Source organism: Moorena bouillonii PNG (genome assembly GCF_001942495.1).
GTDB lineage: Bacteria > Cyanobacteriota > Cyanobacteriia > Cyanobacteriales > Coleofasciculaceae > Moorena > Moorena bouillonii.
This window is the reverse complement of sequence record NZ_MKZS01000001.1, coordinates 6,731,815-6,753,307: the sequence shown is the minus strand read 5'-3', so window position 1 is coordinate 6,753,307 and position 21,493 is coordinate 6,731,815. Positions and strand designations below refer to the sequence as shown.

19 protein-coding genes and 3 pseudogenes are annotated in these 21,493 nt (G+C 43.4%); 10 read left to right on the top strand and 12 right to left on the bottom strand.

All coding sequences use genetic code 11. The annotated features are described in order from the left end of the window. Positions 1 to 114 precede the first annotated feature (114 nt). Positions 115 to 4,371, bottom strand: coding sequence for a DUF2157 domain-containing protein (locus tag BJP37_RS27425; RefSeq protein ID WP_075903608.1), 4,257 nt, complete (start codon positions 4,369 to 4,371; stop codon positions 115 to 117). A 281-nt stretch (positions 4,372 to 4,652) separates the two neighbouring features. On the opposite strand from BJP37_RS27425, the gene BJP37_RS27420 reads away from it, so the two are divergent. Beyond that, positions 4,653 to 5,951 carry an MFS transporter gene (locus BJP37_RS27420; protein ID WP_075903606.1) on the top strand — a complete coding sequence of 433 codons (1,299 nt, stop codon included), beginning with the start codon at positions 4,653 to 4,655 and terminating at the stop codon, positions 5,949 to 5,951. Between the two features lie 352 nt (positions 5,952 to 6,303). Continuing rightward, positions 6,304 to 8,313, top strand: coding sequence for a two-component system sensor histidine kinase NblS (gene nblS / locus BJP37_RS27415; RefSeq protein ID WP_075903604.1), 2,010 nt, complete (start codon positions 6,304 to 6,306; stop codon positions 8,311 to 8,313). A gap of 54 nt (positions 8,314 to 8,367) precedes the next feature. Here nblS and BJP37_RS27410 read toward each other — a convergent pair whose 3' ends face one another. Then, on the bottom strand, positions 8,368 to 8,739 hold the full coding sequence (locus BJP37_RS27410) for a zinc ribbon domain-containing protein (protein ID WP_075903602.1): 372 nt from the start codon (positions 8,737 to 8,739) through the stop codon (positions 8,368 to 8,370). Positions 8,740 to 8,950: 211 nt separating this feature from the next. Here BJP37_RS27410 and BJP37_RS27405 point away from each other — a divergent pair, with 211 nt between their 5' ends. The 3 genes and pseudogenes from BJP37_RS27405 to BJP37_RS37560 form a co-directional block, all read left to right on the top strand. Beyond that, complete coding sequence (locus BJP37_RS27405; RefSeq protein WP_229415463.1) at positions 8,951 to 9,589, top strand: hypothetical protein; 639 nt, start codon at positions 8,951 to 8,953, stop codon at positions 9,587 to 9,589. A 76-nt stretch (positions 9,590 to 9,665) separates the two neighbouring features. After that, positions 9,666 to 10,286, top strand: coding sequence for a class I SAM-dependent methyltransferase (locus BJP37_RS27400; RefSeq protein WP_075903600.1), 621 nt, complete (start codon positions 9,666 to 9,668; stop codon positions 10,284 to 10,286). A 118-nt stretch (positions 10,287 to 10,404) separates the two neighbouring features. Then, positions 10,405 to 10,512 (top strand): annotated as a pseudogene (locus tag BJP37_RS37560) (IS1 family transposase); the annotation flags it as partial. Between the two features lie 169 nt (positions 10,513 to 10,681). On the opposite strand, the gene BJP37_RS27390 reads toward BJP37_RS37560, so the two are convergent. Further along, positions 10,682 to 10,903, bottom strand: a complete 222-nt coding sequence (locus tag BJP37_RS27390) for a hypothetical protein (RefSeq protein ID WP_075903598.1) — start codon at positions 10,901 to 10,903, stop codon at positions 10,682 to 10,684. A 125-nt stretch (positions 10,904 to 11,028) separates the two neighbouring features. Here BJP37_RS27390 and BJP37_RS27385 point away from each other — a divergent pair, with 125 nt between their 5' ends. Continuing rightward, positions 11,029 to 11,316 (top strand): hypothetical protein, encoded by a 288-nt coding sequence (locus tag BJP37_RS27385; RefSeq protein ID WP_075903596.1) that lies wholly within the window; start codon positions 11,029 to 11,031, stop codon positions 11,314 to 11,316. A 111-nt stretch (positions 11,317 to 11,427) separates the two neighbouring features. Beyond that, on the top strand, positions 11,428 to 11,652 hold the full coding sequence (locus BJP37_RS43995) for a 2OG-Fe(II) oxygenase family protein (RefSeq protein WP_075903594.1): 225 nt from the start codon (positions 11,428 to 11,430) through the stop codon (positions 11,650 to 11,652). 505 nt (positions 11,653 to 12,157) lie between these two features. Here the strand turns inward: BJP37_RS43995 and BJP37_RS27375 are convergent. From BJP37_RS27375 to BJP37_RS27360, 3 genes and pseudogenes are all read right to left on the bottom strand, one after another. Further along, positions 12,158 to 12,454: pseudogene (locus BJP37_RS27375) on the bottom strand (Uma2 family endonuclease); the annotation flags it as partial. 305 nt (positions 12,455 to 12,759) lie between these two features. Further along, positions 12,760 to 12,966: a hypothetical protein gene (locus BJP37_RS27365; protein WP_071106566.1), complete on the bottom strand. Its 207-nt coding sequence runs from the start codon at positions 12,964 to 12,966 to the stop codon at positions 12,760 to 12,762. A 4-nt stretch (positions 12,967 to 12,970) separates the two neighbouring features. Then, positions 12,971 to 13,348, bottom strand: a complete 378-nt coding sequence (locus BJP37_RS27360; protein ID WP_075903588.1) for a GIY-YIG nuclease family protein — start codon at positions 13,346 to 13,348, stop codon at positions 12,971 to 12,973. Here BJP37_RS27360 and BJP37_RS37555 point away from each other — a divergent pair. After that, complete coding sequence (locus tag BJP37_RS37555; protein WP_143727826.1) at positions 13,342 to 13,587, top strand: hypothetical protein; 246 nt, start codon at positions 13,342 to 13,344, stop codon at positions 13,585 to 13,587. The genes BJP37_RS27360 and BJP37_RS37555 overlap by 7 nt on opposite strands. A 322-nt stretch (positions 13,588 to 13,909) precedes the next feature. Here BJP37_RS37555 and BJP37_RS27355 read toward each other — a convergent pair whose 3' ends face one another. The 4 genes from BJP37_RS27355 to BJP37_RS27340 form a co-directional block, all read right to left on the bottom strand. Beyond that, complete coding sequence (locus BJP37_RS27355; RefSeq protein WP_075903586.1) at positions 13,910 to 14,749, bottom strand: class I SAM-dependent methyltransferase; 840 nt, start codon at positions 14,747 to 14,749, stop codon at positions 13,910 to 13,912. Positions 14,750 to 14,825: 76 nt separating this feature from the next. Then, positions 14,826 to 15,560, bottom strand: a complete 735-nt coding sequence (locus BJP37_RS27350) for a class I SAM-dependent methyltransferase (RefSeq protein WP_075903584.1) — start codon at positions 15,558 to 15,560, stop codon at positions 14,826 to 14,828. Between the two features lie 152 nt (positions 15,561 to 15,712). Continuing rightward, positions 15,713 to 16,249, bottom strand: a complete 537-nt coding sequence (locus tag BJP37_RS27345) for a Uma2 family endonuclease (protein ID WP_075903582.1) — start codon at positions 16,247 to 16,249, stop codon at positions 15,713 to 15,715. A gap of 114 nt (positions 16,250 to 16,363) precedes the next feature. After that, positions 16,364 to 17,824: a sodium/glutamate symporter gene (locus BJP37_RS27340; protein WP_075903580.1), complete on the bottom strand. Its 1,461-nt coding sequence runs from the start codon at positions 17,822 to 17,824 to the stop codon at positions 16,364 to 16,366. Between the two features lie 343 nt (positions 17,825 to 18,167). On the opposite strand from BJP37_RS27340, the gene BJP37_RS27335 reads away from it, so the two are divergent. Both BJP37_RS27335 and BJP37_RS27330 read left to right on the top strand, forming a co-directional pair. Continuing rightward, positions 18,168 to 18,623 (top strand): NUDIX domain-containing protein, encoded by a 456-nt coding sequence (locus tag BJP37_RS27335; protein ID WP_075903578.1) that lies wholly within the window; start codon positions 18,168 to 18,170, stop codon positions 18,621 to 18,623. Between the two features lie 88 nt (positions 18,624 to 18,711). After that, on the top strand, positions 18,712 to 19,374 hold the full coding sequence (locus tag BJP37_RS27330) for a PEP-CTERM sorting domain-containing protein (RefSeq protein WP_075903576.1): 663 nt from the start codon (positions 18,712 to 18,714) through the stop codon (positions 19,372 to 19,374). Between the two features lie 289 nt (positions 19,375 to 19,663). Here BJP37_RS27330 and BJP37_RS42890 read toward each other — a convergent pair. Together BJP37_RS42890 and BJP37_RS27320 are read right to left on the bottom strand one after the other, a co-directional pair. Further along, a pseudogene (locus tag BJP37_RS42890) lies at positions 19,664 to 19,810 on the bottom strand (restriction endonuclease subunit R); the annotation flags it as partial. 624 nt (positions 19,811 to 20,434) lie between these two features. Then, on the bottom strand, positions 20,435 to 21,376 hold the full coding sequence (locus BJP37_RS27320) for an alpha/beta hydrolase (protein ID WP_075903574.1): 942 nt from the start codon (positions 21,374 to 21,376) through the stop codon (positions 20,435 to 20,437). Positions 21,377 to 21,493: the final 117 nt, after the last annotated feature.

Genomic DNA, 21,493 nt, shown 5'->3' with positions numbered 1-21,493 from the left:
TTTTTTGGTCAACCTCATGCAGCATTGTTCCTACAACCTTAAACCTGCAACCTGCAACCTGCAACCTGCAACCTTAAACCTTCAACCTTCAACCTTCAACCTTAAACCTTAAACCTATTCCCAACTTTGGAATTGATTCATCCAAGCTGTAATCTGATCACGGCGAGTTTCAAAGGTAGCGGCAATCCAAATAAACCCAATTCCTACAAACAGCGCTACCACCCATTTAGAAAATGGATAATCAACGCTAAAAATCAGTAGTTGGTAGATCGCATTAATTAAAAATGTTCCCGTCCCAACATAAAGAAATGCTCTTACTTTCATCGCCAATCCAGCAAAAATGAGCACTACACTAATTGCCCCAGTTAATAACCCAAGCCATTGAGCAGTCCAAAAGGAAACCAAACAAATCATACTAGTCCCGATTAACCGGAGATTGTGACGTATTTGTTTTTGGGGGGGTTGGCTTAGATAGGGATCGACTTGGGCAATATAGAGTAAGGATAAACTCAAGGGGAGAACATACCAAAGAGCAGCAGTTAAGTGTAGTTGTCCAAACCAACGGAGCAACATCCAGTCAATTACTATTACACTGATAAAGGTAAACCGAATTTGCTGATTAAAAATTGCGAGAATAATATAGAAAGCTGCGATAATCAGCAAACTAGCTAAATTACCGCTATAGGGATTTTCGGCAATGGCAATCAGAGGGATTAAGAAAGCAGCGATTTGCCAAGGACGTTTCGACCAACCCCAATTTTCCCAAGGTAGGAAATACAAAAAGTAAGCGACTAAGGATGCGATCGCACCTTTCCAAGGCACTAATGGTCCCGATAACAGACGCGCCACAGGGGTATTTATCCAATACAGCCGCATCCCCCATGCTTCAACAAAACCTAAATAAACCCAGATTTCTCCAAGCAGGCGATTGGAGCGATTCCGTCCTTGAGAAATAGCATAGATAACTAAAAACGCACCAGTACTAAATCCCAGCATCATGGCGGATTCAATGGGCTCAGTTGTTGCTGCTATCAACAAACAACTACTCCATACCCAATGGAAATGGGAAATAACCTTTAGTTCTTTGGGGGTAAAATGTAGATATGCTTTCAGCCAAGGAGACAATACTCGATAGGCGTACATAATACTAGTGCCAAGCACTGCCATTATAATCAATCCATCCCCTTTTGCTCCTCCTCCTAATTGGGATAATTGATAGAACAATAGTTCATAGGCAGAAACCGATATCCCAAATAGCGCAAGGTAAATTAGAGGTTTAAATTCTGCACGGCGACGCCCTACCCCAATGGCAATTATTGCAAGGGCAAAAAAGAATAAACCAGTCCAATTGGTAAAGGTTCCCCAACGTAAGAGCGCTCCTAAGCTACCGTATAACAGGGGAATAATATGCCAGCTACTAGGTAGTTTGTCGAGATTAGATCGGCGTCGCCACCAATCTCCTAACAATTGAGCAATTAGTCCTAATACTGTATTGGCAACGGCTAAATTGATCAGTGAATGCTCAAATAAGCCCAGCGCTTCTGTTAAGCCCAGCGTTTCTGTAGTTAACAGTTCCACACTCCAACCAATCCCATAAATAGCCCAGTTGGATGGATAAGGAAAACTGCGATACGCGATCGCTCCTAAGGTCACTGCATTTACAATGAGCATAAACCATGTTGGTGACCCAAAACCAATGTAGACTATCAGAGAATAACAAGTCAGCAGAATTAGCTGAAAAATAAACAGTGCGATCGCCCACCCATCCATTGCTTGTGCATAGAGTTTTGGGAGGTTAGTTTGTTGTTCGCGTAGCGTGGCCTTTTGGCCAAGGTTAGATGGTTGTTCGCGTAGCGTGGCCTTTTGGCCAAGGTTAGATGGTTGTTCGCGTAGCGTGGCCTTTTGGCCAAGGTTGGATGGTTGAAGGGTTGAAGGTTGAAGGGTTGAAGGTTGAAGGTTAGTTTGTTGTTCGCCTTTGGCGTTCCCTTCGGGTAGGTTGGCTTGTTGATTTGAAGTTTTGAATTGTGATTGGTTATCCTGTATCTTGCTAATACGAAGTAACCAGCTTCGCCATAACCATAAGGTTAAAATAGCGATCGCTCCAACAACAAACCAATCTTGTCCGGACGGTTGGGGAAACCCAAGGATGCCATCCCAAAGCAGGAATCCTACTAAGCTAATGCCGCATCCTACGGTAATTGCTGCTGATGTTAATTGCTTTAAATAGCGGGTATTAACCAACATCAGTGCTGTAGCGGACGCTAAACTGATTAACCGCATTTCTGGTATTCCTAGGATCAGGAATTGGGATAGGATGACAGCAACTACACTCAACCGGATCACAAACTTGTCTTGAGGGGGTTGCCAACTGCGATAACCACGTGCTATTCCAGTCAGAGATAATGGAGTGATTAGCCACAACAGACCCCATGCTCTCAGGTAACTATCTGGGTTAACGTCGTAGGCACTATAGTTAACACACAATAATAGATAACTCAGACCAGCTAAACTTAAACCTAAGTGCCAAGCACTCTCTCGCCAGATCTTGACATAGTCAGAAGTAGCGGGAATCTTTAAACTCAAGCTCCATTCTGCTAGCATCAGGGCTAATAAAATTGCTGAAAAGCCGCCTAGATGTAGGTTGGGAAAGAGATAGTTAATGGCACTGATAACGGTTGCGATCGCAGTACTATGGGTTAGGTAGACCCTTAAGCGCAGATGATGCTTAATCCCTAAGCTACACTGTCGCTGAGTCACAATCCCTAAAGTGATAGCAGAATTAATACCATTAATCGTGAGTAACAGGGGATTGGAAAAACACAGAGTAGTCAGATTAACTCCTATTCCTAGAGCAATGACTTCTGCAAATTCTGCCAGATCATGTTTTTTGCGCTGATATAACCAATCTGCTAACCCAACAATTAAAACCAGATAGGGAAACAGTACTAAACTCAACAATACATAGGGAGTTTCTTGGGAATGGGTTAACGTAGTTGCTGTTTCCAGTAGCCAGGTTTGTATTGATGGCGGAATCAATCGCCATGAAAGCCAAACCATCTGTAAACCAATGGCTAATATGGCGGCTAAATCGGAACGTCGCCAAAATTTTAGTAAACGATTGACAAATAACCACACCCCGAGCCCACTGACAATCATGGCTTGCCAAGGAAACTCAGCTGCTACACAAACTAGCCAACCCAGCACCAGCAAGCTACCCCCTAACCAAATCATAGGGAGACGGGGAGACGGGGAGACGGGGAGAGATGGTGCCTGAGGCTTTTGGGATAGCCAGTAGAGAAACCAACCACACATCCCAATAGCTAACCCCAGTTGTTCAATATCGACACCTATGACAAAAATGGCTCTAAATAGCAGGATGCCGATGCCATAAACTAAGATGCGGAAGCCAGCAACATCAAAAATAAACGCTGAATTTTGCTTTCTCGATCTCGATTCTATATATAAGGTAGCGATGATGCTACCGATACCCAAATAGACTGCTCCTATGGGAAATCCAGGGATACCCCAACCCCAATTTAGGTAACTCAGACCTAAATAATTAATAATGGGTAAGGGAAATGATTGTTGTTGTCGTAATCGTAAAAATCCGTTCCCGTAGCCGCGACCTAAGAGTATCGAACTTAGTACTATCGCACTTAGTGCTACTGTCGCCACCGCTACCACTAGCCAATTTAAGGGATGACGCCACAAGCCAAAGCCATCCATTGCCCAAAAATTGACTGGGATGAGCAACAGAGTGACAACTCGCAAGGTCTGAGCCGTTAACGGTAAATTCCCTTGTTTGGTTGTCCAAGCACTAATCCCCCAAAAGCTCAAGGTATAGGCAAGCAATACTCCATACTGTCCAGCAGCTGGGAAATTGTCCCATTGACTAGCAGCCAGTACCCCAGAGGATACCACCACCATAAACATACCCAGAAACAGCAACCAGCGGACACTGAATTCTGCTTGAAGGGATTGCCACATTTGAGCAATCGAGTTGGGTTTCTTCGCTTTGGGTGTCTCCGGTGCAAAGTCATTACTAGCTAAGGGTGAGACTAGTTGACGCGCTGGTTTCGAGACTGGTAGAGCAGAAACCTTTGGAGTTACACTAGGTTCTGGTAAAGCACAGGTGAGATGTTCTCGACACAACCGTTTTACAAAGGTTTCCTGGAGCAAACCCAAACGTAACCAAGCATCTAATCCCTCTAAAAGGGCGGGATGGGAAGCTTTAGTTTTAAATATGATATCGATGCTAGTCTCAGAGAGTAAACCTAACTCTTGCCATAGGGCTAAAGCTTCCAACAGTTTAGACTGAGAAGTATTGGTGTTGAGGGCAATAGTGATAGAACCCTCCCGTGGCGATGACATAGGCAATATTCCTAGTGAAATAGGAATGCAAGGGGGGCTGATTTAGGATACAGGTAGTTACTATTGTCTACTAAAGAGCCGGAACCTTGCTAGATACCACATTCCACCCCGTCAACTGTCACAATAGAATCTTAAGGTTGGCAGTTATGACCCTATTAAGCCTTGATGATCAGCACTATTGCACGTCTTGATCAATAGTCGTTAGCATAATGCTTCCTGATTGATTATTGCGATTACCCTATACTATTTACTTAGATGTAAAGAATTGTAAATGCTGCTCAATGGCTCAACCCCTCAACCTTTTAACCTTACCGAAATTGCTCAATAAATTATTATCTTTACTCCCAGCATTAAGGCAGGAGATTTGGATTCTAGCAACCGGTCGATTGTTATTGCATATCGGTCAAGGGTTTACTTTAGTTTATGCCTCGATTTTTTTTGTTAATCAGATTGGTTTATCCGCCACCCAAGTTGGGATTGCTCTAGGGAGTTCTTCAATTTCTGGAGTATTAGGACGCTTGATATCAGGGACTTTGGCTGATTCCCAGTTTTGGGGACGCAAGAAAACTTTGCTACTCTCGGCAGCTGTTTCTGCTCTAGCAAGCCTTTGTTTAGCGTTTACCTATAATTTTCAAACTCTGGTTATTGCTAACTTACTGATGGGTTTAGGGATTGGTCTATATTGGCCTCCTACTGAGGCAGTGGTCACCGATCTAACCACTCCTGTTCAGCGTAATGAAGCCTTTTCAGTTACTCGTTTAGCTGATAGCTTAGGACTAGGATTGGGAGTTATTGGGGCAGGGCAGTTAATTGCTGCTTCTGGGAATTACCGTACTTTATTTGTGCTCAAAAGTATTTTTTATGTTATTTTCTTCGTTGTGATTTATTTAGCGATCGCAGAAACAAATAACGTTCAAGAGGTGCCTCAATCCCCTACCCAATCCTGGAAACAAGCACTAAGCGATCGCTTTTTGATGATTTGGTTACTAGGGAATACTCTCTTCACTATCTATGATGCTGAACTCAATAGCATTATGCCCCTTTATTTTGCCAATTTTGTTCCAGGAGGAGGAACAGAAACCGGATTAGCTCCAGAAACGATTAGTCTTATTTTCTTCTGGCATGTCGCCTTTAGTGCCATTTTCCAACTACCTGTTGCCCGCTTTCTAAACCAGTTTAAACGCACCAATATCTTGATGGTTTCTTTACTGCTGTGGTCTGGAGGATTTGTGTTAGTGTGGCTCACAGGAATTGTTGATAATCTGGCAGTTATTCCAGCACTTTGTGCTTTGTTACTCTTAGCCTTGGCTAAGGTGATTTATATCCCTTCTGCCTCTTCTTTGGTGGGGGATTTAGCTCCACAATCTTTGCGAGGAGTTTACTTTTCTCTTGAATCTCAGTGTTGGGCAGTAGGTTACTTTATTGGACCGTCTTTAGGAGGTTGGGCATTGGATCAATCTCCAGAATTTACCAGTGGTTTTTGGTTAGTGACTGCTAGCAGTGTGGGCTTAGGTCTTGGGATTTTGTCCTATCTGGGCAAGAAGAGTCATGAGGTGATGGGTGTTAGGCATCAGGCTTGAGGCTAATGGTGTTAAGTTTTATGTTACATAATTGAGTATTAACGCATCATAATTATGTTTTAACGCATCAAAAAAGTGAAATGAGGCTTTATTAATAAAGTTTTAAACTTTAATAGTGAAGCATTAAGCATCATATTGCTTGGGTTAGGATTAGGCTTGATGTCCTAAAACCCGACACCTAACACCTAACACCTAACACCTAACACCTATAATCTTTATTTTCCAATCAAGAGCTAAGGTTTTCTGGCTTTATAATTGGAGGATAGCCAAAAGTAGATGCTTTGCCACAATCAAAGCATCTACCTTTGGAAGGAGTGTTGTTGTCTTCCCTGTTGAGAGAGTTGAACCGACCTTGCTAGCTTTGCTAAAAACCCTTATCGACATTATCAGGCGTTGGTGGTCGGAGTTTACCCTCCAGACCAAGCTAATGGCAGCAGCAACTCTGGTTGTCTCATTGCTCATGAGTGGCTTGACCTTCTGGGCGGTGAATACAATTCAGCAGGATGCTAGGATGAACGACACTCGCTTTGGTCGTGATCTCGGTCTCTTGCTGGCTGCCAACGTTGAACCTCATGTTGCGGCACATAATTTCGACGAACTAGCTCGCTTTTCCAGCCGCTTCTACAGTAGTACCTCTAGTGTGCGTTACATTATCTATGCTGACGAGGATGGGGAAATAATCTTTGGTATTCCTTTCTCCGCAGCAGAAGTAAAGAATTCTTTAACTATTAAGCGTCGGATTGAGCTACCCGAGGGCTACGCCAAAAACTCTGATCAGCCCATGGCACGGCAGCACCTGACTCCTGATGGTCAAGTCACTGATGTGTTTGTTCCCTTAATTGACGAAAACAAATACTTAGGGGTTTTAGCTGTGGGCATTAACCCTAACCCTACGGTGGTGGTTTCCTCCAATTTAACCAGAGATGTGACTATTGCTGTGTTTATCTCGATCTGGGTGATGGTGATTTTAGGTGCAGTGGGCAACGCCTTGACTATCACTAAGCCCATTAAAGAACTACTAGTAGGGGTGAGAAATATTGCTGCTGGTAATTTCAAGCAGCGGATTGAGATGCCTTTGGGAGTCGAACTGAAGGAATTGGTGTCTAGCTTCAATGACATGGCAGAGCGTTTAGAACGCTATGAGGAGCAAAATATTGAAGAACTTACTGCAGAAAAAGCTAAGTTAGAGACTCTAGTTTCCACAATTGCTGATGGTGCTGTACTGATTGATACCAATTTTCAGGTAATGTTAGTCAACCCGACAGCACGGCGGATTTTTGGTTGGGAGGAGGAAGACATTATCGGTAAAAATGTCTTATACCATCTTCCTGATGTGGTCACAATGGAACTAACACGACCGCTTTATCAAATGGCTACAGCGGAGAAACAGACAGAAACAGAACAGGAATCCCGCGAAGGTGAAGAGTTTCGTATTACTCTGACCAAACCGGTCTCTCGCACAGTTCGCATTCTTTTAAGTAAGGTACTCAACCAATCCCGGGAAAATATTAAGGGAATTGCTATCACTGTTCAGGATATCACCCGTGAGGTGGAACTTAATCAAGCAAAAAGCAATTTCATCAGCAATGTTTCCCACGAACTCAGAACACCTCTATTTAACATTAAATCATTTATCGAAACCCTCCACGACTACGGCGAAGAACTTAGCGAAGCTGAGCGGAAGGAGTTTCTTGACACGGCTAATCGGGAAACTGACCGACTAACCCGTCTAGTTAACGATGTCCTAGATTTATCACGGCTGGAATCTTGTCGAATTTATCAACTTGAACCCTTTGACATTGTTCGACCTATAGAGCAAACCCTGCGCACTTATCAGCTCAACGCTCGTGACCAAACTATTGAACTGGCCCAGGAGATTGAACCAGATTTACCACCAGTTATGGGTCACTACGATTTGTTGCTCCAAGTCTTGGCTAATTTAGTGGGCAACTCCTTGAAATTCACTCAGCCTGGTGGACGAGTGGTAATTCGTGCTTATCAATTAGAACCAGAACTCAATCCCCAAGAAGGAAAAGGCAGGGTGCGAATTGAAATCTCTGATACGGGAATTGGCATTGCTCCAGAAGACCAAAAGGCGATTTTTGACCGATTTTTCCGGGTAGAAAACCGAGTTCATACCCTGGAAGGGACCGGATTGGGGCTTTCAATTGTCAGAAACATTATCGAAAGACATCATAGCCGAGTAAACTTAGTTAGTGAAGTGGGAGTTGGGACAACATTCTGGTTTGATTTAGAGGTCTGTGAAGAACAAAAAATAACGGTTAAAGAACATTTGCAAGTAGACACCTCACAGACAATACCAACCGACTCAGCCACTACTAGTAATCTGTCAATTTCGTAGCGCCTAATACTATCATGTTTAGTCGATTAAATTTTGACGGAATACTAGTTGACTTCACCTAGTTGCCATCAGGGCTAGCAAAAAGCTAGCAGCGATTAATACCAATAGACCTAGTAAGGCTGGGTTTCTTTGACACCAAAGCCTGACGGATTCGAGTAAGCCACGCTGGGGATTATAAATCTGCTCAGGCTCTGAGGTATTTTCAGAACTATCCTCGTAAAGGGTACACTCCTTAGCATAGGGACGTTGGGGAAAGGTACAGGTATCATCAGCATGATAGGTACAGGTTTCACACAAGGGGGTATCTCCTGTGGTTTGGTGTAAGGTAATCCCCGGATGACCATAGGCTTTAAGGATTGCTCCACAATGGGGACAGGTAATCACCTTGCTATTGATAGGTTGATGGCATTTGGGACAATTGGTCATTAGTCATTAGTCATTTCTCAATAGTCAGGACTTACCCATTTGCCCCCTAAATCCCCCAATTCTGGGGGACTTTGACATCTTTACCCCCCAGAATTGGGGGGCTAGGGGGGCGAAATCAACTTAACCGCGTAAGTCCTGATAGTCATTTCTTCATCTTAACTGTCTTACACATCCAGCTGATTTCCCTTCTTTGCCTCTTTAGCGTTTAATCATGTCCCCGTACTTAATTATTTGCCCTGGTATCCATGAGCCCCAACTGACCCAGGATTTTTTAGCAAGTTTGGAGCTATCAAGTCCCTGGACTGAGAAAGTCTTAATTTTTCCAGCTCAGGACTACCCAGCTTACTCAGCTATTCATATTTTAGAGTTCTTGCAACGTCACATTGGTTTGGTCAAGACTCCCATAGTCTTGATCGGTTTCAGTGCTGGGGTAGTGGGTGCGATCGCAGCAGCTTGGGGTTGGCAGCTACTGGGAGGAAACATCCAAGCATTGATCGCTATTGATGGCTGGGGTGTGCCTCTGTATGGCAATTTTCCCATCCACCGGATTAGTCACGATTACTTTACCCACTGGAGTTCAGCCCTATTGGGGGCAGGGGAAGACAGTTTCTATGCTTCACCACCAATAGCCCATTTGGACTTGTGGCGATCGCCCAGATGCCAAGGCTGGTGGGTTCAGGTGCCTAGAGGTGAGCAACCCCCACAACGAATTTATATAACTGCGGCTGAGTTTATTATCGAGTTATTGGTGATTTACTCAATAGACTTCTTCCAGAAGTCGGGAACAGGGAACAGGGAACAGGGAACAGAGAACAGTGGAGAAGAATTGACACAAAAACTATCAGAATAATACTTTTGCAAGAGCTCTAATTAAGTAATTAGCTAGATAGTAGAATTTGGTTGAGTATCATCAAGCTTGAACTATTGTGGAAGAACACGAAATAGTAACAATTGCTGAGTATCAAGCAACAGCAGAATCTTTCCGGGAAGGCACCTGGAATCACGATGTGTCTCAAAATCGCAACGCTTTGGTTGATGCTATGCCCCGTAATCCAGGCAAGATTCTGGATTTAGGTTGTGGTCCTGGTAGAGACTTGGTTGCCTTTAAAGACCAGGGTCATCAAGTGATTGGTCTCGATGCTACACCAGCATTTGTGAATATGGCGCAACAGATTTCAGGATGCGAGGTTTGGCAGCAATCGTTTCTGAACCTCAAGCTGCCACCAAAGAGCTTTGATGGGATCTTTGCCAATGCATCCCTGATTCATATTCCTCGTGCTGCGATGGTGAGGGTACTTAAGGATTTAAAGCGATCGCTTGTTAGCAATGGTGCCATAGTTATGTCAATGATTCGTGGTGATCATGAGGGTTATAGTGTTCGTCCAAGCGGCTATCGCTATGTTGTAGGTTGGGAATATAAAAGCTTGGCTCCCTGTGTTGAACAAGCAGGATTTGAGATTTTTGATTATTACTACCGCCCACCTGGTTTACCCTGTGAGCAGCAATCTTGGTTAGTAATTGTGGCCCTTAACCGAGTGCAATATTAGTGGTAAATAGGGCGTTGCTGAATAAAAAAATGGTATTCTAAAAAGAAAACTATGGAATGCCCGCGCATGTCATGTTTTTATTTTCATTATAGCATTCTTTGATTCAGCAACGCCGAATAAAAATACAAGATTGAGACATTATTTAGCCAGACTACATCGACGAACTCTTTGTTACTCTAAATCTGAAGAAATGTTGGAGTTATCAATTAGGCTTATTATTTATTAGAGCTGATTCGTAAACTCGCTGTAATCCTTGTAGGATAAGGCTTGCGATCAAATAGAACATTTGAACTATTTAATAACCAAAAGACAATCATAGCAAGGCTTTCAGACTTATTAAGATTTACTTTACGAATCAGCTCTTATTTAAGAGATCATAAAATCCCCCTTTCTGGTTAAACCATTTTCATATTCAGCAACGCCGATTCAGGAGCATAGAGACTCTCAAACAGCATCCCTTCTTGCATCGGCGACAAGGGGTAGATTGATTCTAGATTCCTATAGTTAATTAATGTGAGTAAACTGTCGAGTTCGGGTTGACTCAACTGGGCAAGAGGAAAGTCTGAAGGACTATATATTCTCGCTTCTAGAGATTCTATTCGCTCTTGTAAGTTCACTATATACTGGTCTCTTCGGCGGCTCAATTCGTATTATACTGTATTGGGCGATCGCGACTTAGATAAACTTCCCAGAATCCTGGTATAATTACCTGAGTTGAGTTATTTTTTTTGTTTTCTGAATCATGGAACTACCAACCATCAATGCTGTAGATAGAGTGACCCGAGAAGAAATAAAGACCCTTGGTAATCTAGGTTGCTGCTATGTCAGAATGCCCGAAAAATTTTTTTTTGAACATTTTAAAATTATCAAAAAAGAGGCTTTAGCTTGTTTAAATCAGGACGAAATCCAAAAACAAAAATGGTTAGCCCATGGTAAATTTGAAGGTTATATCGACCGTTACCTTGACATAAGACATTCGCTTCAACAGTTTGTATTTAGGTTGAATAATCCAATTGGACCCTTTAAATAGTGTCGCAATTCAGTTTTAAAAATCTCAAACTATTGTGAATAGCGTATTATTATAGTTCTGTAAAAATAGATATTTAGTAACTTTGGTATTGAAGACTATTTCGATGAGGTTGTGAGTGATAGTGAACTCTCTTCATCATTTTCAATTGCCTATTATCCTGCTAAGGTAAATACAAATAAGAAAAGCAATAGTGGAATGAAAGCTCATAAAGACTATGATTTGATGACTGTAATTTTGATGGACAAGCCAGGATTAGAAGTGTTTTGGGATGATCAATGGCATGACGTTAATCCCCAACCAGGGTATGGGGTGCTATTTCTGTCTGAAACCTTATAAAAAATGCTAGGTGGAAAGATAAACTCAAGTATGCATCGAGTTCGCATACCAGATGAGGAACGTATTTCTATAGGTGTTTTTAAAGGGCCAAATACTAATATTCCTATTCGAGATTACATTCATGATCAAATCCTGTTTGATTCACATGAGCAGTGTTTAGAACATTATCGCCAGTTATTCCGGGGGGAGTGACAAAAAGGCCTCTAATATCAAGTCTGGTTGAATACCCATAATTAAGGGGAGGGTGGGAAGTGTGGGAAGTGTGGGAAGATGGGGATATCGGGAGATGGGGAGATTTTTATTAAGGGTAATTATGCCGACATGATATAAATAAAAATGCTACCCACAATTTACCAAAATCATCTTAAAAGTGCGATGTTCCTTTGGAGCCGCTACGCGAACGCATTATCTTGATTGATTGGATTTCACCAAGCTCAACCCAACCTATATTTTATTCCCTGATATCTGGCAACAAATAGCATAAAATCAAGCAAGGGGCAACGAGCTATGATCGGCGAGTCATAGCCATTACCCCGTTGACCGTAAGTTCGGGTAGAATGCCTAAACTTGGCAGAATCTCTGCTCCTGAACAGATTATGGGTAAGTCATCTCCCTGCCAGACCCAAATCTGCTGACGAGCGAAATCGATTAACCAGGCTAATTGTGTTCCATTACTGAGGCAATGCAGAATCTTATTTTGCAAGTTTAAAGTACTTTGGTCAGGGGAACGAATTTCAATCAGCCAATCGGGTGATCCATCAAGGGATCCGTCCTGATGGTGAACCTCACGTTCAGGTATTAGCTGAAAAACTTAAATTTTGTGTAGCTAGCGTTTGCTGAAAAAGTCTACAAAGGCTGGGGGAGCTTACATTCCCTTTGATCTGGGCTATCCTCAAGAACGTTTAGCCTATATGTTGTCTGATTCTCAAGTGTCGGTGGTTTTGACGAGTAATACCAAATCTGGTTTAGCCAGACCACAAACAAGTCAATTAGAATCCATATATATCAAAATTTTATCAATAAGATATGTGTCCTATAGTAACCGGATTTGGTATAAGACCTCAGCCCTAGCCTTGCCTAGCTGCAACCGATGATAACTGGCTGGACTTATTGTCCACGCCCCGGTTTACAGTCTACAAAACTTAATGCTTCGGTATCGAGAAAGCTGGCAATTGCCATCTCAATAACTGCTTCAATTGGATACTCAATTTCAGCAGCACGCTCAACGAGAGCAGCCTGAATATGTTCGGGCAGGCGTTCCAAGATGACCTTTGCATCAGTGGAGGAGATTCGCCCCAAAAGTTCTACCTGCATAAGTTTACTGCTCCATTGGGATTTTGACATTATAGGGAGGTTCGGTAGCCCTCAAGATGATAGCTTCTAGCTCCAATAGTAGCGCAGGGTTTTGCCAGTAGGAAATTGTCTGCATAGCAATACGAACATCTTCGTCGCTATATTTGTCGAGCCATGCCCACAAAAAAGCTTTGTGTCCACCACTGAAGCGACCTCGCAAGCTCTTGGTCTTACCAATGTAAAGCAGTCCATCAGTTTTATGCCTGATGGCATAGATGCCAGGACGAGCAGGGATGTGGCTAAAATCACGGTTCAAGAGTTGGCATTGGTCAAAGGGAGTGAAGGCTATTGCGTCCAAGATTCTTCGTGCTTGGTCTTTTACTTCAGAGTTATTCTTTGGCATGGAAACATCGGAGCTATTTGCACAGATGCCATGCTCCCACAGATTATGTGATGGTTGCCAGCTTTTTGCGATCACACTGGTGCCGTAGGCAATCCCTCGCTACTAGCCGTAACTTGAGGTGGGCAAAAATGGGCAATCTATCAGTTCAATTGTTAAAGATATTTGTTTTGCCCAATCGACAAGATTGGGTTAAGGTAACGAAACCCAACATCATCGATCTCTGGAGAAAAATAGCATAAAATTAAGCAAGGGGCAACGATCTATGATCGGCGAGTCATAGCCATTACCCCGTAGACCGTAAGTTCGCGCTGCCCTGTAGACGTTGCCTGACCCTCGCCCATAGATCCAGGGCGTGTCCTACTCCCGTCCTTTTTCTGTAATATTATTACTGTAGTTCACTTCCACTTCCAGCAGTCCACTTTTTGAGGCGCAGGCTAACCCAGATCATTTGCTGGAGCGGTTCAGGTACTTCTGGGTGTAGTCCCTCTGATATGTCTTCAAAGGTTTTGATTGACCCAGGATAAACCACAACTAGCCATCCTTAGATAGAAAGTTTTCAGCTCACCCTTTTTGGACAATCCAAAAAGCTGACACATATGAAAGTTGGATCCTATTGCCGCAGTTCTTCTCTAGGGTTTCCCTCAAACCAGTAAATAAAGAATTCTTCTGCTGCGACTCTAGGTTAATGTAGGTTGAGTAAGTACTCAACAAGGCCAGATAATCATCGATGCTATAGGTAGGTTCGCAGAGTACATATTCCGATTTACAGTCATAAAAATAACCGGAGTCTATCACCTTCTCTACAAATTCGTTCAGCTTTTCTAACTGAGTTTTTGTATCTTCAGCATATCGTCTCAGAGATGGAGCATGGATCTGATAGACCTCATCCAACATTTGGTAAAGTTCAGGCTGAGGATGGGGTCTGGTATTCCACAGTATAATGAGTACACCATTCTGTTTTAAAGCAGCATTAACTTTGGCATACCCACTTCCAGGGGCAACCCAATGAAAAGCCGTTGCTGCTATAACCGCATCGAATCTCTGGGACTCTAGCTCCCACTCCTCAAAAGTAGTATTCTTAATCTCTACATTGGGATACTGGGCACAATTTTGTCGCGCTAGCTTACAAGCAGACTGACTTGGTTCTATACAGACCATTCTAAAGCCTAATTGCCCAAAGGCTTTAGTTACAGTTCCAGGTCCACATCCTATTTCCAAAATTGTGGCATCATCTGGGAATTGGGCTAACTCTACAGCCCGATCAACTATCGTTTGAGGATAGGTTGGTCTGGTTTTGTTGTAGGCATCTGCTACTGAATTAAACCAGGTCTTGTTTTGTTGTGACGTTCTGATATCTGCTACTAGCTTGAACCAGTTTCCGTCTTGTGACAAATCTTGCATAAATGGTTGCTTATTAATGATTGGTTGTTGTCAGGTAAGCGGAAAGATCACAATAATTTGACCCAGATACTTGATTCTACTGCCTAGGTTCCTTTGTTTTTGCCACTATCCCTCCAAATACTGCCATACCATAATACTTCCAAGGCACCGCCACCGAGGCAAATCCAGCAGTTGTCAGCATTTGCAAATGGGCATAAGTGGTGCTAAAGCGATCAGGACCAGAATAACCCTCAGAGATACTCGTTCCGAACTTAGCGCGAACTGCTGCTAGGGTCGTTCTCTGACTTTGCGCCCAATCCTCTTGCCTTTCCTGGTAAACTTGCTTGAGGGCTGGTGATTCTGGCAAAACCAGGTCAGCATTCCAAAACACGCCCCCTGGGTTGAGACTTTTCCGAATTCGCTGAAATAACTTCAGCTTCATCTCATCGCTAAGATGATGGATGGCAAAAGAGGAAATACAGACATCAAATTGTTCTGGTAATGATAAGTTATGATTCGCCCAGTCACCAAAATCTCCCTCGTACGCTTTCCATCTATTGCTATATCCAGCCTCCTCAATTTTTGCACGGGCAAAAGCTAGCATTCGGGGGGAATAATCTACCGCAATTACTTCAGCATTCCGACAGCGATCAAGGATTTTCAAACTGGTCTCGCCAGTACCGCAACCGAGATCCAGAATTCGCTGGGCAGAAGGAGGAGTACAACGGGCTAAAACATCCAGAATTTCCTCATAGCGAGGCATTAACTGGCGAATGCCACTATCGAAGTTGGCAGTGTCTGCAAAAACTTCTCCTGGAAAAATCTCTTTCATCAAATTAATGTTGGTATCTATGACTACTAAGATAGGGATTTGTAGACGAATAAAGTATACAAGCAGTGTTTCATTTAATGCAAGGAACCTCAATACCCAACATCATCACTCTCGGGCAACAAATAGCAGAAAATTAAGCAAGGGGCAACGATCTATGATCGCCGAGTCATAGCCATTACCCCGTTGACCGTAAGTTCGGGTAGAATGCCTAAGCTTGGCAGAATGTCTTCTCCTGAACAGACTATGGGTAGGTCATCTCCCTGCCAGACCCAAATCTGCTGACGAGCAAAATCGATTAACCAGGCTAATTGTGTTCCATTGCTGAGGCAATGAAGAATCTTGTTTTGCAAGTTTAAAGTGCTTTGGTCAGGGGAACGAATTTCAATCAGCCAATCGGGTGCTCCATCAAGGGGTCCGTCTTGATCAGGAAGATGATCCCAGGCAACGATAGCAATATCTGGTACTGGCGAGTAGGGAGGTATGATGCAGCGTAGCTCCTGTACCGCTTCAAATCCATTGGTACGATCATTGATGTAATTCACCAGATTGCGTTGTAGGCGCGAGTGAAAGAGGGTTGGCATTGGTTTTTGGACTGCTCGCCCATCAATTAATTCCCATGCCGGAGAAGCCTCAATATTGGGTTGAGTGAGAAACTCTCGGAGGGCAATCCTTGGGATCGACTGGGTCATAGCTGCTTACAAAATTTCACCAGCTTAGTTTACACCAACCATAGTAGAGCCCAAATCTCCCCCAGCGTTGCGCAAGAGAAGCACGCTTCCCTTGCCGGATCACGGACTAACCCTTTAAAGATTAGCTTGCCTGAATGTCTTTCTCATCCGCTTAAAGTTCCACAGACCAAACATTAACCAGAACGCTAGTAATCCTGTGGTTAGCAGTAACACTACCGATGGGCCAAATTGCACAATCAGTGCTGGTGCAGCAGCAGTAAACAAGCCACCACCTACTATCGGTTCAAAGAACAACTGTTTGTAGGCGAAACTCTCAAAAGCACCGGTATGGTTATCTGGGTCTACCATCCGGATCAACAAGATACCAGTTGCTGTCACTCCCATGGATTGTCCCATGTCCCCGATGCCACGCTCAAACCAGTATCTGGGGAGTATACGGGGTGCCAGGAACAGAAATGCCCAGATGTTCCAGATGATGCCAGCGATCGCAAGAATTAAAAATGGCAGGAGGTTGTTTCCCAGCACTCTTAGGGAAATCGACGCTAATGCGGTCACAATTACCACATCTAACGCTACCCCAGAGATGCGCTCCTGCAAGGGTCGAATAATTAGTGACCCCAGTCCTAGACGCACCGTTACTACTTGGACAATCAAACCACCAATTAGTGCCATGGGAAACAGAGGCACATACTCAATTACTTGAAAGCCACCGGCTCCCCAAGTCACTGACTCAATGAACTTGAGCACTGCCAGGATTAGCCAGCCGATTGCGATCGCAACTCCTACAAAAGCAAGGTTCAATGACAGGGGATCGATCAGTAAACCATCCATTAATCTCGCTCTGGCTAACCTAACTTCAGTAGGTTCTCCTTGAATTGTCTGTTGAATTGTATTTTGAATTTTATCCCGAAACTGTTGTAGGTCGCTGGTCGCAGGGCTGGCCTGGATGTAGCCCTTGCGCCTGCCCCAGCTTGCTAGCCAGGTACCTGCGATCACCCCTGAGAGAATACCGACTGTAGCCAAGCCTAGAGCCAAGTCACCACCGTCGTTAAAACCCAATTTTCTAAAGGTATCGGTCATGCCAGCAGCGGTGCCGTGACCGCCTTCAAAGGCAATTTCGATTAATGCACCTGCGATGGGATCGACACCGAATATCGGACTCAACACTAACAGAACTAGCAGCAGTCCAATCACATATTGTCCCCAGGCCAGGGTTTGACCGAATGCGACCTGAGGTGCCGCTTTGCGCCAAATTTTTATGGGACTGGGGATCGCTTCACCTAAAAATAAGGCGGCGAAGACAACATTGATAAAGACACCAGGAGACTGAGACCAAACTGTTCCCATGGTTTTTGGAAACAGACCCCCAGCCAGTAATGAATCTGTACCTGATAGGGTAGATGCGATCGCACCCAATACTGCTGGGCCGAGTAACAATGCTACTCCCCCAGCAATAACCGATTCTGGTAGATAAAGGGATTGAAACAGCCGAACTTTCTGTTTAAGAAACCTGCCGATCAGGAGTAGAATCCCGATCATTATCAAAGCAAATAAAGCATTGATGAGCGTAAACATAGCACCTTCCCCTCAGTGGGATAGTTACAGCACCGAAGTCAACTGCCTCTGGTAACTAAAAATTTGAAATTTGACGATAAAGCTTTGACTGTAAAGCTTTAACAGTAAAGCATCGTCGGCAAGTTGAGTCTATCGTGGTGATGCTGAATAAAAGAATATTTTAACTCAGGCGAGAGAGAAAATTCCGTCTAGTCTCTAGTTTTTGGGTCAGGCTAATCGGACACATCGCATTTCTCACAATTAATATTGTGAGAATTTTTGATCGGAATTTCCCTACTCCCTACTCCCTACTCCCTACTCCCTTTGCTATATGATAAATACTCAAGCATATTTTATCTAACCCATGACTTCTACTCAATACCGTAATCCTGCTCCCACTGTTGATATCATTATTGAACTAATCGACCGACCCCATCGACCGATTATTTTGATAGAACGGCAGAATCCCCCTTTAGGCTGGGCAATTCCCGGTGGCTTTGTAGATTACGGCGAGTCCGTAGAAACAGCAGCGGTGCGGGAAGCTAAGGAAGAAATCAGCTTACAGGTTGAACTAATTGAGCAATTCCAGGTGTATTCTGACCCTAATCGTGATGCCCGTAAGCATACCATTAGTATTGTCTTTTTAGCTACAGCAACTGGTGAACCCAAAGCCGCTGATGATGCTAAAAATCTGGGCATTTTTCACCCTTGGGAAGTGCCATCTAATCTCTGCTTTGACCACAACAAAATTTTGCGGGATTATTGGAATTATCGTCATTATGGGATTAGACCTAGGCTATCTGCGGAAGTGATACAGTAACTCATCAACTACGGATACATTGAACTAACCTGAATGCAAACATCAGCCTGTAATCCTGATAATTAAGAACAGTTAAGGATTACCACTCATGAACATCAAGCCCTCTTTAATGGCAGCTGCTACTGTAACAATCGCTGCTTCTACATTGAACGCCATCTCTGCCGAAGCGGCTGTTCTTGACTTCGATATTTCTCCGTTTACCGGTGATCCCGCTACAGTCAACATTACTTTAGAGGAAGTTGGCAATGATGTTAAGTTTAACTTTGAAGTGACTGATACCTTGGCCGACATCACTGGGGTATTCTTCGATATTAACGACACTTTCAATTTGAACTCAAATGATTTGAGTGTTAGTGGCAATGATGTAACCGGGAGTTTGGTAACCAATACTAGCAATCTTGGCAATGGTGTCAATCTGAACGGTGGTGGTCCTAGCAACCCTGGCTCATTCGATTTTGGTTTAAAGATTGGCACCAATGGTATCGGAACTGATGATATTCAATCCACTAGCTTTACCCTATCTCACGCTACAGAAGCCTTAACGCTCGATATGTTTGAGGAGCAAAAGTTTGGAGTGCGTCTGCAAAGTGTAGGGTCTAATCGTGAAGGCAGTAGTAAACTAACAGCAATATCCCCTATAAAAGTTATCCGCCCCTCTGACCCCAAACCAGTTAGTGTACCGGAACCCTCCACTCTACTGGGATTAGGCTTATTCGCTGTAGGTCTAGCTGGGACACGCCGCATTGTCTAAAACCTAAAAAGTTGATATCAATAAAGCGGCTTTTGTCTTGGATATTACCAATAGCTGAATGCTTACACCAATGGGGAAATAATAAAATTTGATTGTGATTCCATCGTCGTCACAAACAATGATTGGTCTTGATAAAGGATACTCAGGATTTTGAGGCTTCAGTTTCTGTAATCGTAGAATTGGAGAGATTAACTAAATGCAGGGTGTATCTACTTTTCCTTGGGACCGGGAAACAAGAATGACTAGGACAAGCTTCCCTGCTGATAATATCACATTAGGATATCATATTTTAGAGTTTACAGATAGCTTTAAGAACCTGTAGCAATTTAATAGAACTTTCAGATTCCATCAAGTTCAGTAATGGCATCAGCTGATAAGTTGGGGAAGTTTCCTGCTGCAGATAAACAAACTGATAGCGTAATCCATTCGTCACTAGGGCGTGTTTTCAAACTCGGAGATACCCCTAAATCTCCCTTAAAAAAGGGGGACTTTGAGTATGGCTCCCCCCTTTTTTAAGGGGGGCTGGGGGGGATCATAATCTTGCGGAAAACTTTGAAAACACGCCCTAGCCCCCATACGGATTTTTGCTGAAAATGTTACCCTTATTATATCAAAAGCATCTAAAATTTAAACTAAAGGATCGTAATTCTATTTTAGTAAATATTGTAGTTATTATGCTACAATCAATCAAAAGAGTTAGCCATTGAAAAGTTAGCCAATGCTTTACCTCTTGGAATAAAGTTTGAAAGTAAAAGAAAAAGACTACAGCGCTTCTTGATGCAGCCGCTCATGGTGGTTTCCCCCATGAACGGCTGCATCAAGACAATGAATCGAGAGTTAATTTGGGACTGTATCTTTCCTTAGTTAATTGGCCTCAAAGCCTTATACAGCAAGCTTTTCATGGCTCATGTCACCCCCTCAGCCATGTCATACCAAATCCGGCTTACAGAGAACCCTTTCTTATTGAGAAAAGACTGATCTACATAAGTCTTAATTGATAATAAGGTACCTATCTCAACAGGATTTGGTATCAGTATTAATTTCAAGGCAAAATTAGCTTTTAATGTTTTTGGAAGAATGTATCTATTGCTGTGATAGCACGATCTACATCTGCATTGATGTCATAGAGCGATACATGACTTGCACCTGAAATCTCAACCAGCTCTTTCGGTTCGCTTGCAGCCTCATAAAATTTTACTGTCAATGAGCCAGTATCCTGTAATGCCTTCTCACCGTAGATACCGATGTAGGGTGTGTAAAGATAAGGTGCATAGGACTGAGCATCAGCTAGCATTGGTGTTTCCAGCAGAAAAGTTGGCGACTTGTGAGAGTAGTTAGGATAGGTTTCAGCTCCAGCCCGTTTGGTCATGTAGAACTCATAGCCTTCATACTGAGCTGATTTTTTGTCGAGGGAGTCGAGATCCAAACTTTCCATACCAAGGCCATCCATGTATTCGACTTTACCCGTTTCATAAAACTTTTGCCGTCCCGCATTTGCTGTTGCGATGGCAGCGCAAACAGTTTCACGGTCCATCGTTTTGAAATAACTTGTTTGATTACTCATCATGCCAGAGACGGTTGCGATGGCTTTGAGCCTTTTATCCGTAGTTGCCACCAGGGCCATATAGCCACCACTGGCGCACATGCCAAGGCCAAAAAGGCGATCTCGATTAACAAAGGGTAAGGTGCCCAGAAAACTAATCCCATCGCGGATGCTTTCCATCTTAATGTTGGCGTTCTCATAGTTGCGAATTTCACCTTCACTGTCACCATAGCCAACGTGGTCGAAGGCTAAAGCAACATAGCCCCTCTCGGCCAGCTTGTGGCAATAGATCGCACCACTCTGTTCCTTGACCTGATTGAAGGGAGGCGAATAGATAACAGCTGGATAGCTGTTAGAGGGATCAAACTCTCTAGGAACATATAGATTAGCAGCTAGAGTATATCCCTGGCTTTTAAAGGAAATCTCGTTTTTTCCGGGATTAAGGATCAGATTAAACATGTTTTATTCCTATCTACATAGTTTGGTTAGCAGAGTCTTCAGCACGATTTTCAGGACTTCTCCACAGAGCATTTATGACCTTAGAATGTGCCCCAAGCGCTCTGCGTCTACTTGCAG

Bases quoted from the DNA above. Each gene is read 5' to 3' on its own strand.
- BJP37_RS27365 (WP_071106566.1), bottom strand. From the start codon at position 12,966: ATGCAGGTAGAACTTTTGGGGCGAATCTCCTCCACTGATGCAAAGGTC.
- BJP37_RS27330 (WP_075903576.1), top strand. From the start codon at position 18,712: ATGAACATCAAGCCCTCTTTAATGGCAGCTGCTACTGTAACAATCGCT.
- BJP37_RS27410 (WP_075903602.1), bottom strand. From the start codon at position 8,739: ATGACCAATTGTCCCAAATGCCATCAACCTATCAATAGCAAGGTGATT.
- BJP37_RS27320 (WP_075903574.1), bottom strand. From the start codon at position 21,376: ATGTTTAATCTGATCCTTAATCCCGGAAAAAACGAGATTTCCTTTAAA.
- BJP37_RS27425 (WP_075903608.1), bottom strand. From the start codon at position 4,371: ATGTCATCGCCACGGGAGGGTTCTATCACTATTGCCCTCAACACCAAT.
- BJP37_RS27405 (WP_229415463.1), top strand. From the start codon at position 8,951: ATGTCCCCGTACTTAATTATTTGCCCTGGTATCCATGAGCCCCAACTG.
- BJP37_RS27420 (WP_075903606.1), top strand. From the start codon at position 4,653: ATGGCTCAACCCCTCAACCTTTTAACCTTACCGAAATTGCTCAATAAA.
- BJP37_RS27350 (WP_075903584.1), bottom strand. From the start codon at position 15,560: ATGAAAGAGATTTTTCCAGGAGAAGTTTTTGCAGACACTGCCAACTTC.
- BJP37_RS27345 (WP_075903582.1), bottom strand. From the start codon at position 16,249: ATGACCCAGTCGATCCCAAGGATTGCCCTCCGAGAGTTTCTCACTCAA.
- BJP37_RS27355 (WP_075903586.1), bottom strand. From the start codon at position 14,749: ATGCAAGATTTGTCACAAGACGGAAACTGGTTCAAGCTAGTAGCAGAT.
- BJP37_RS27340 (WP_075903580.1), bottom strand. From the start codon at position 17,824: ATGTTTACGCTCATCAATGCTTTATTTGCTTTGATAATGATCGGGATT.
- BJP37_RS27335 (WP_075903578.1), top strand. From the start codon at position 18,168: ATGACTTCTACTCAATACCGTAATCCTGCTCCCACTGTTGATATCATT.
- BJP37_RS27360 (WP_075903588.1), bottom strand. From the start codon at position 13,348: ATGCCAAAGAATAACTCTGAAGTAAAAGACCAAGCACGAAGAATCTTG.
- BJP37_RS27385 (WP_075903596.1), top strand. From the start codon at position 11,029: ATGGAACTACCAACCATCAATGCTGTAGATAGAGTGACCCGAGAAGAA.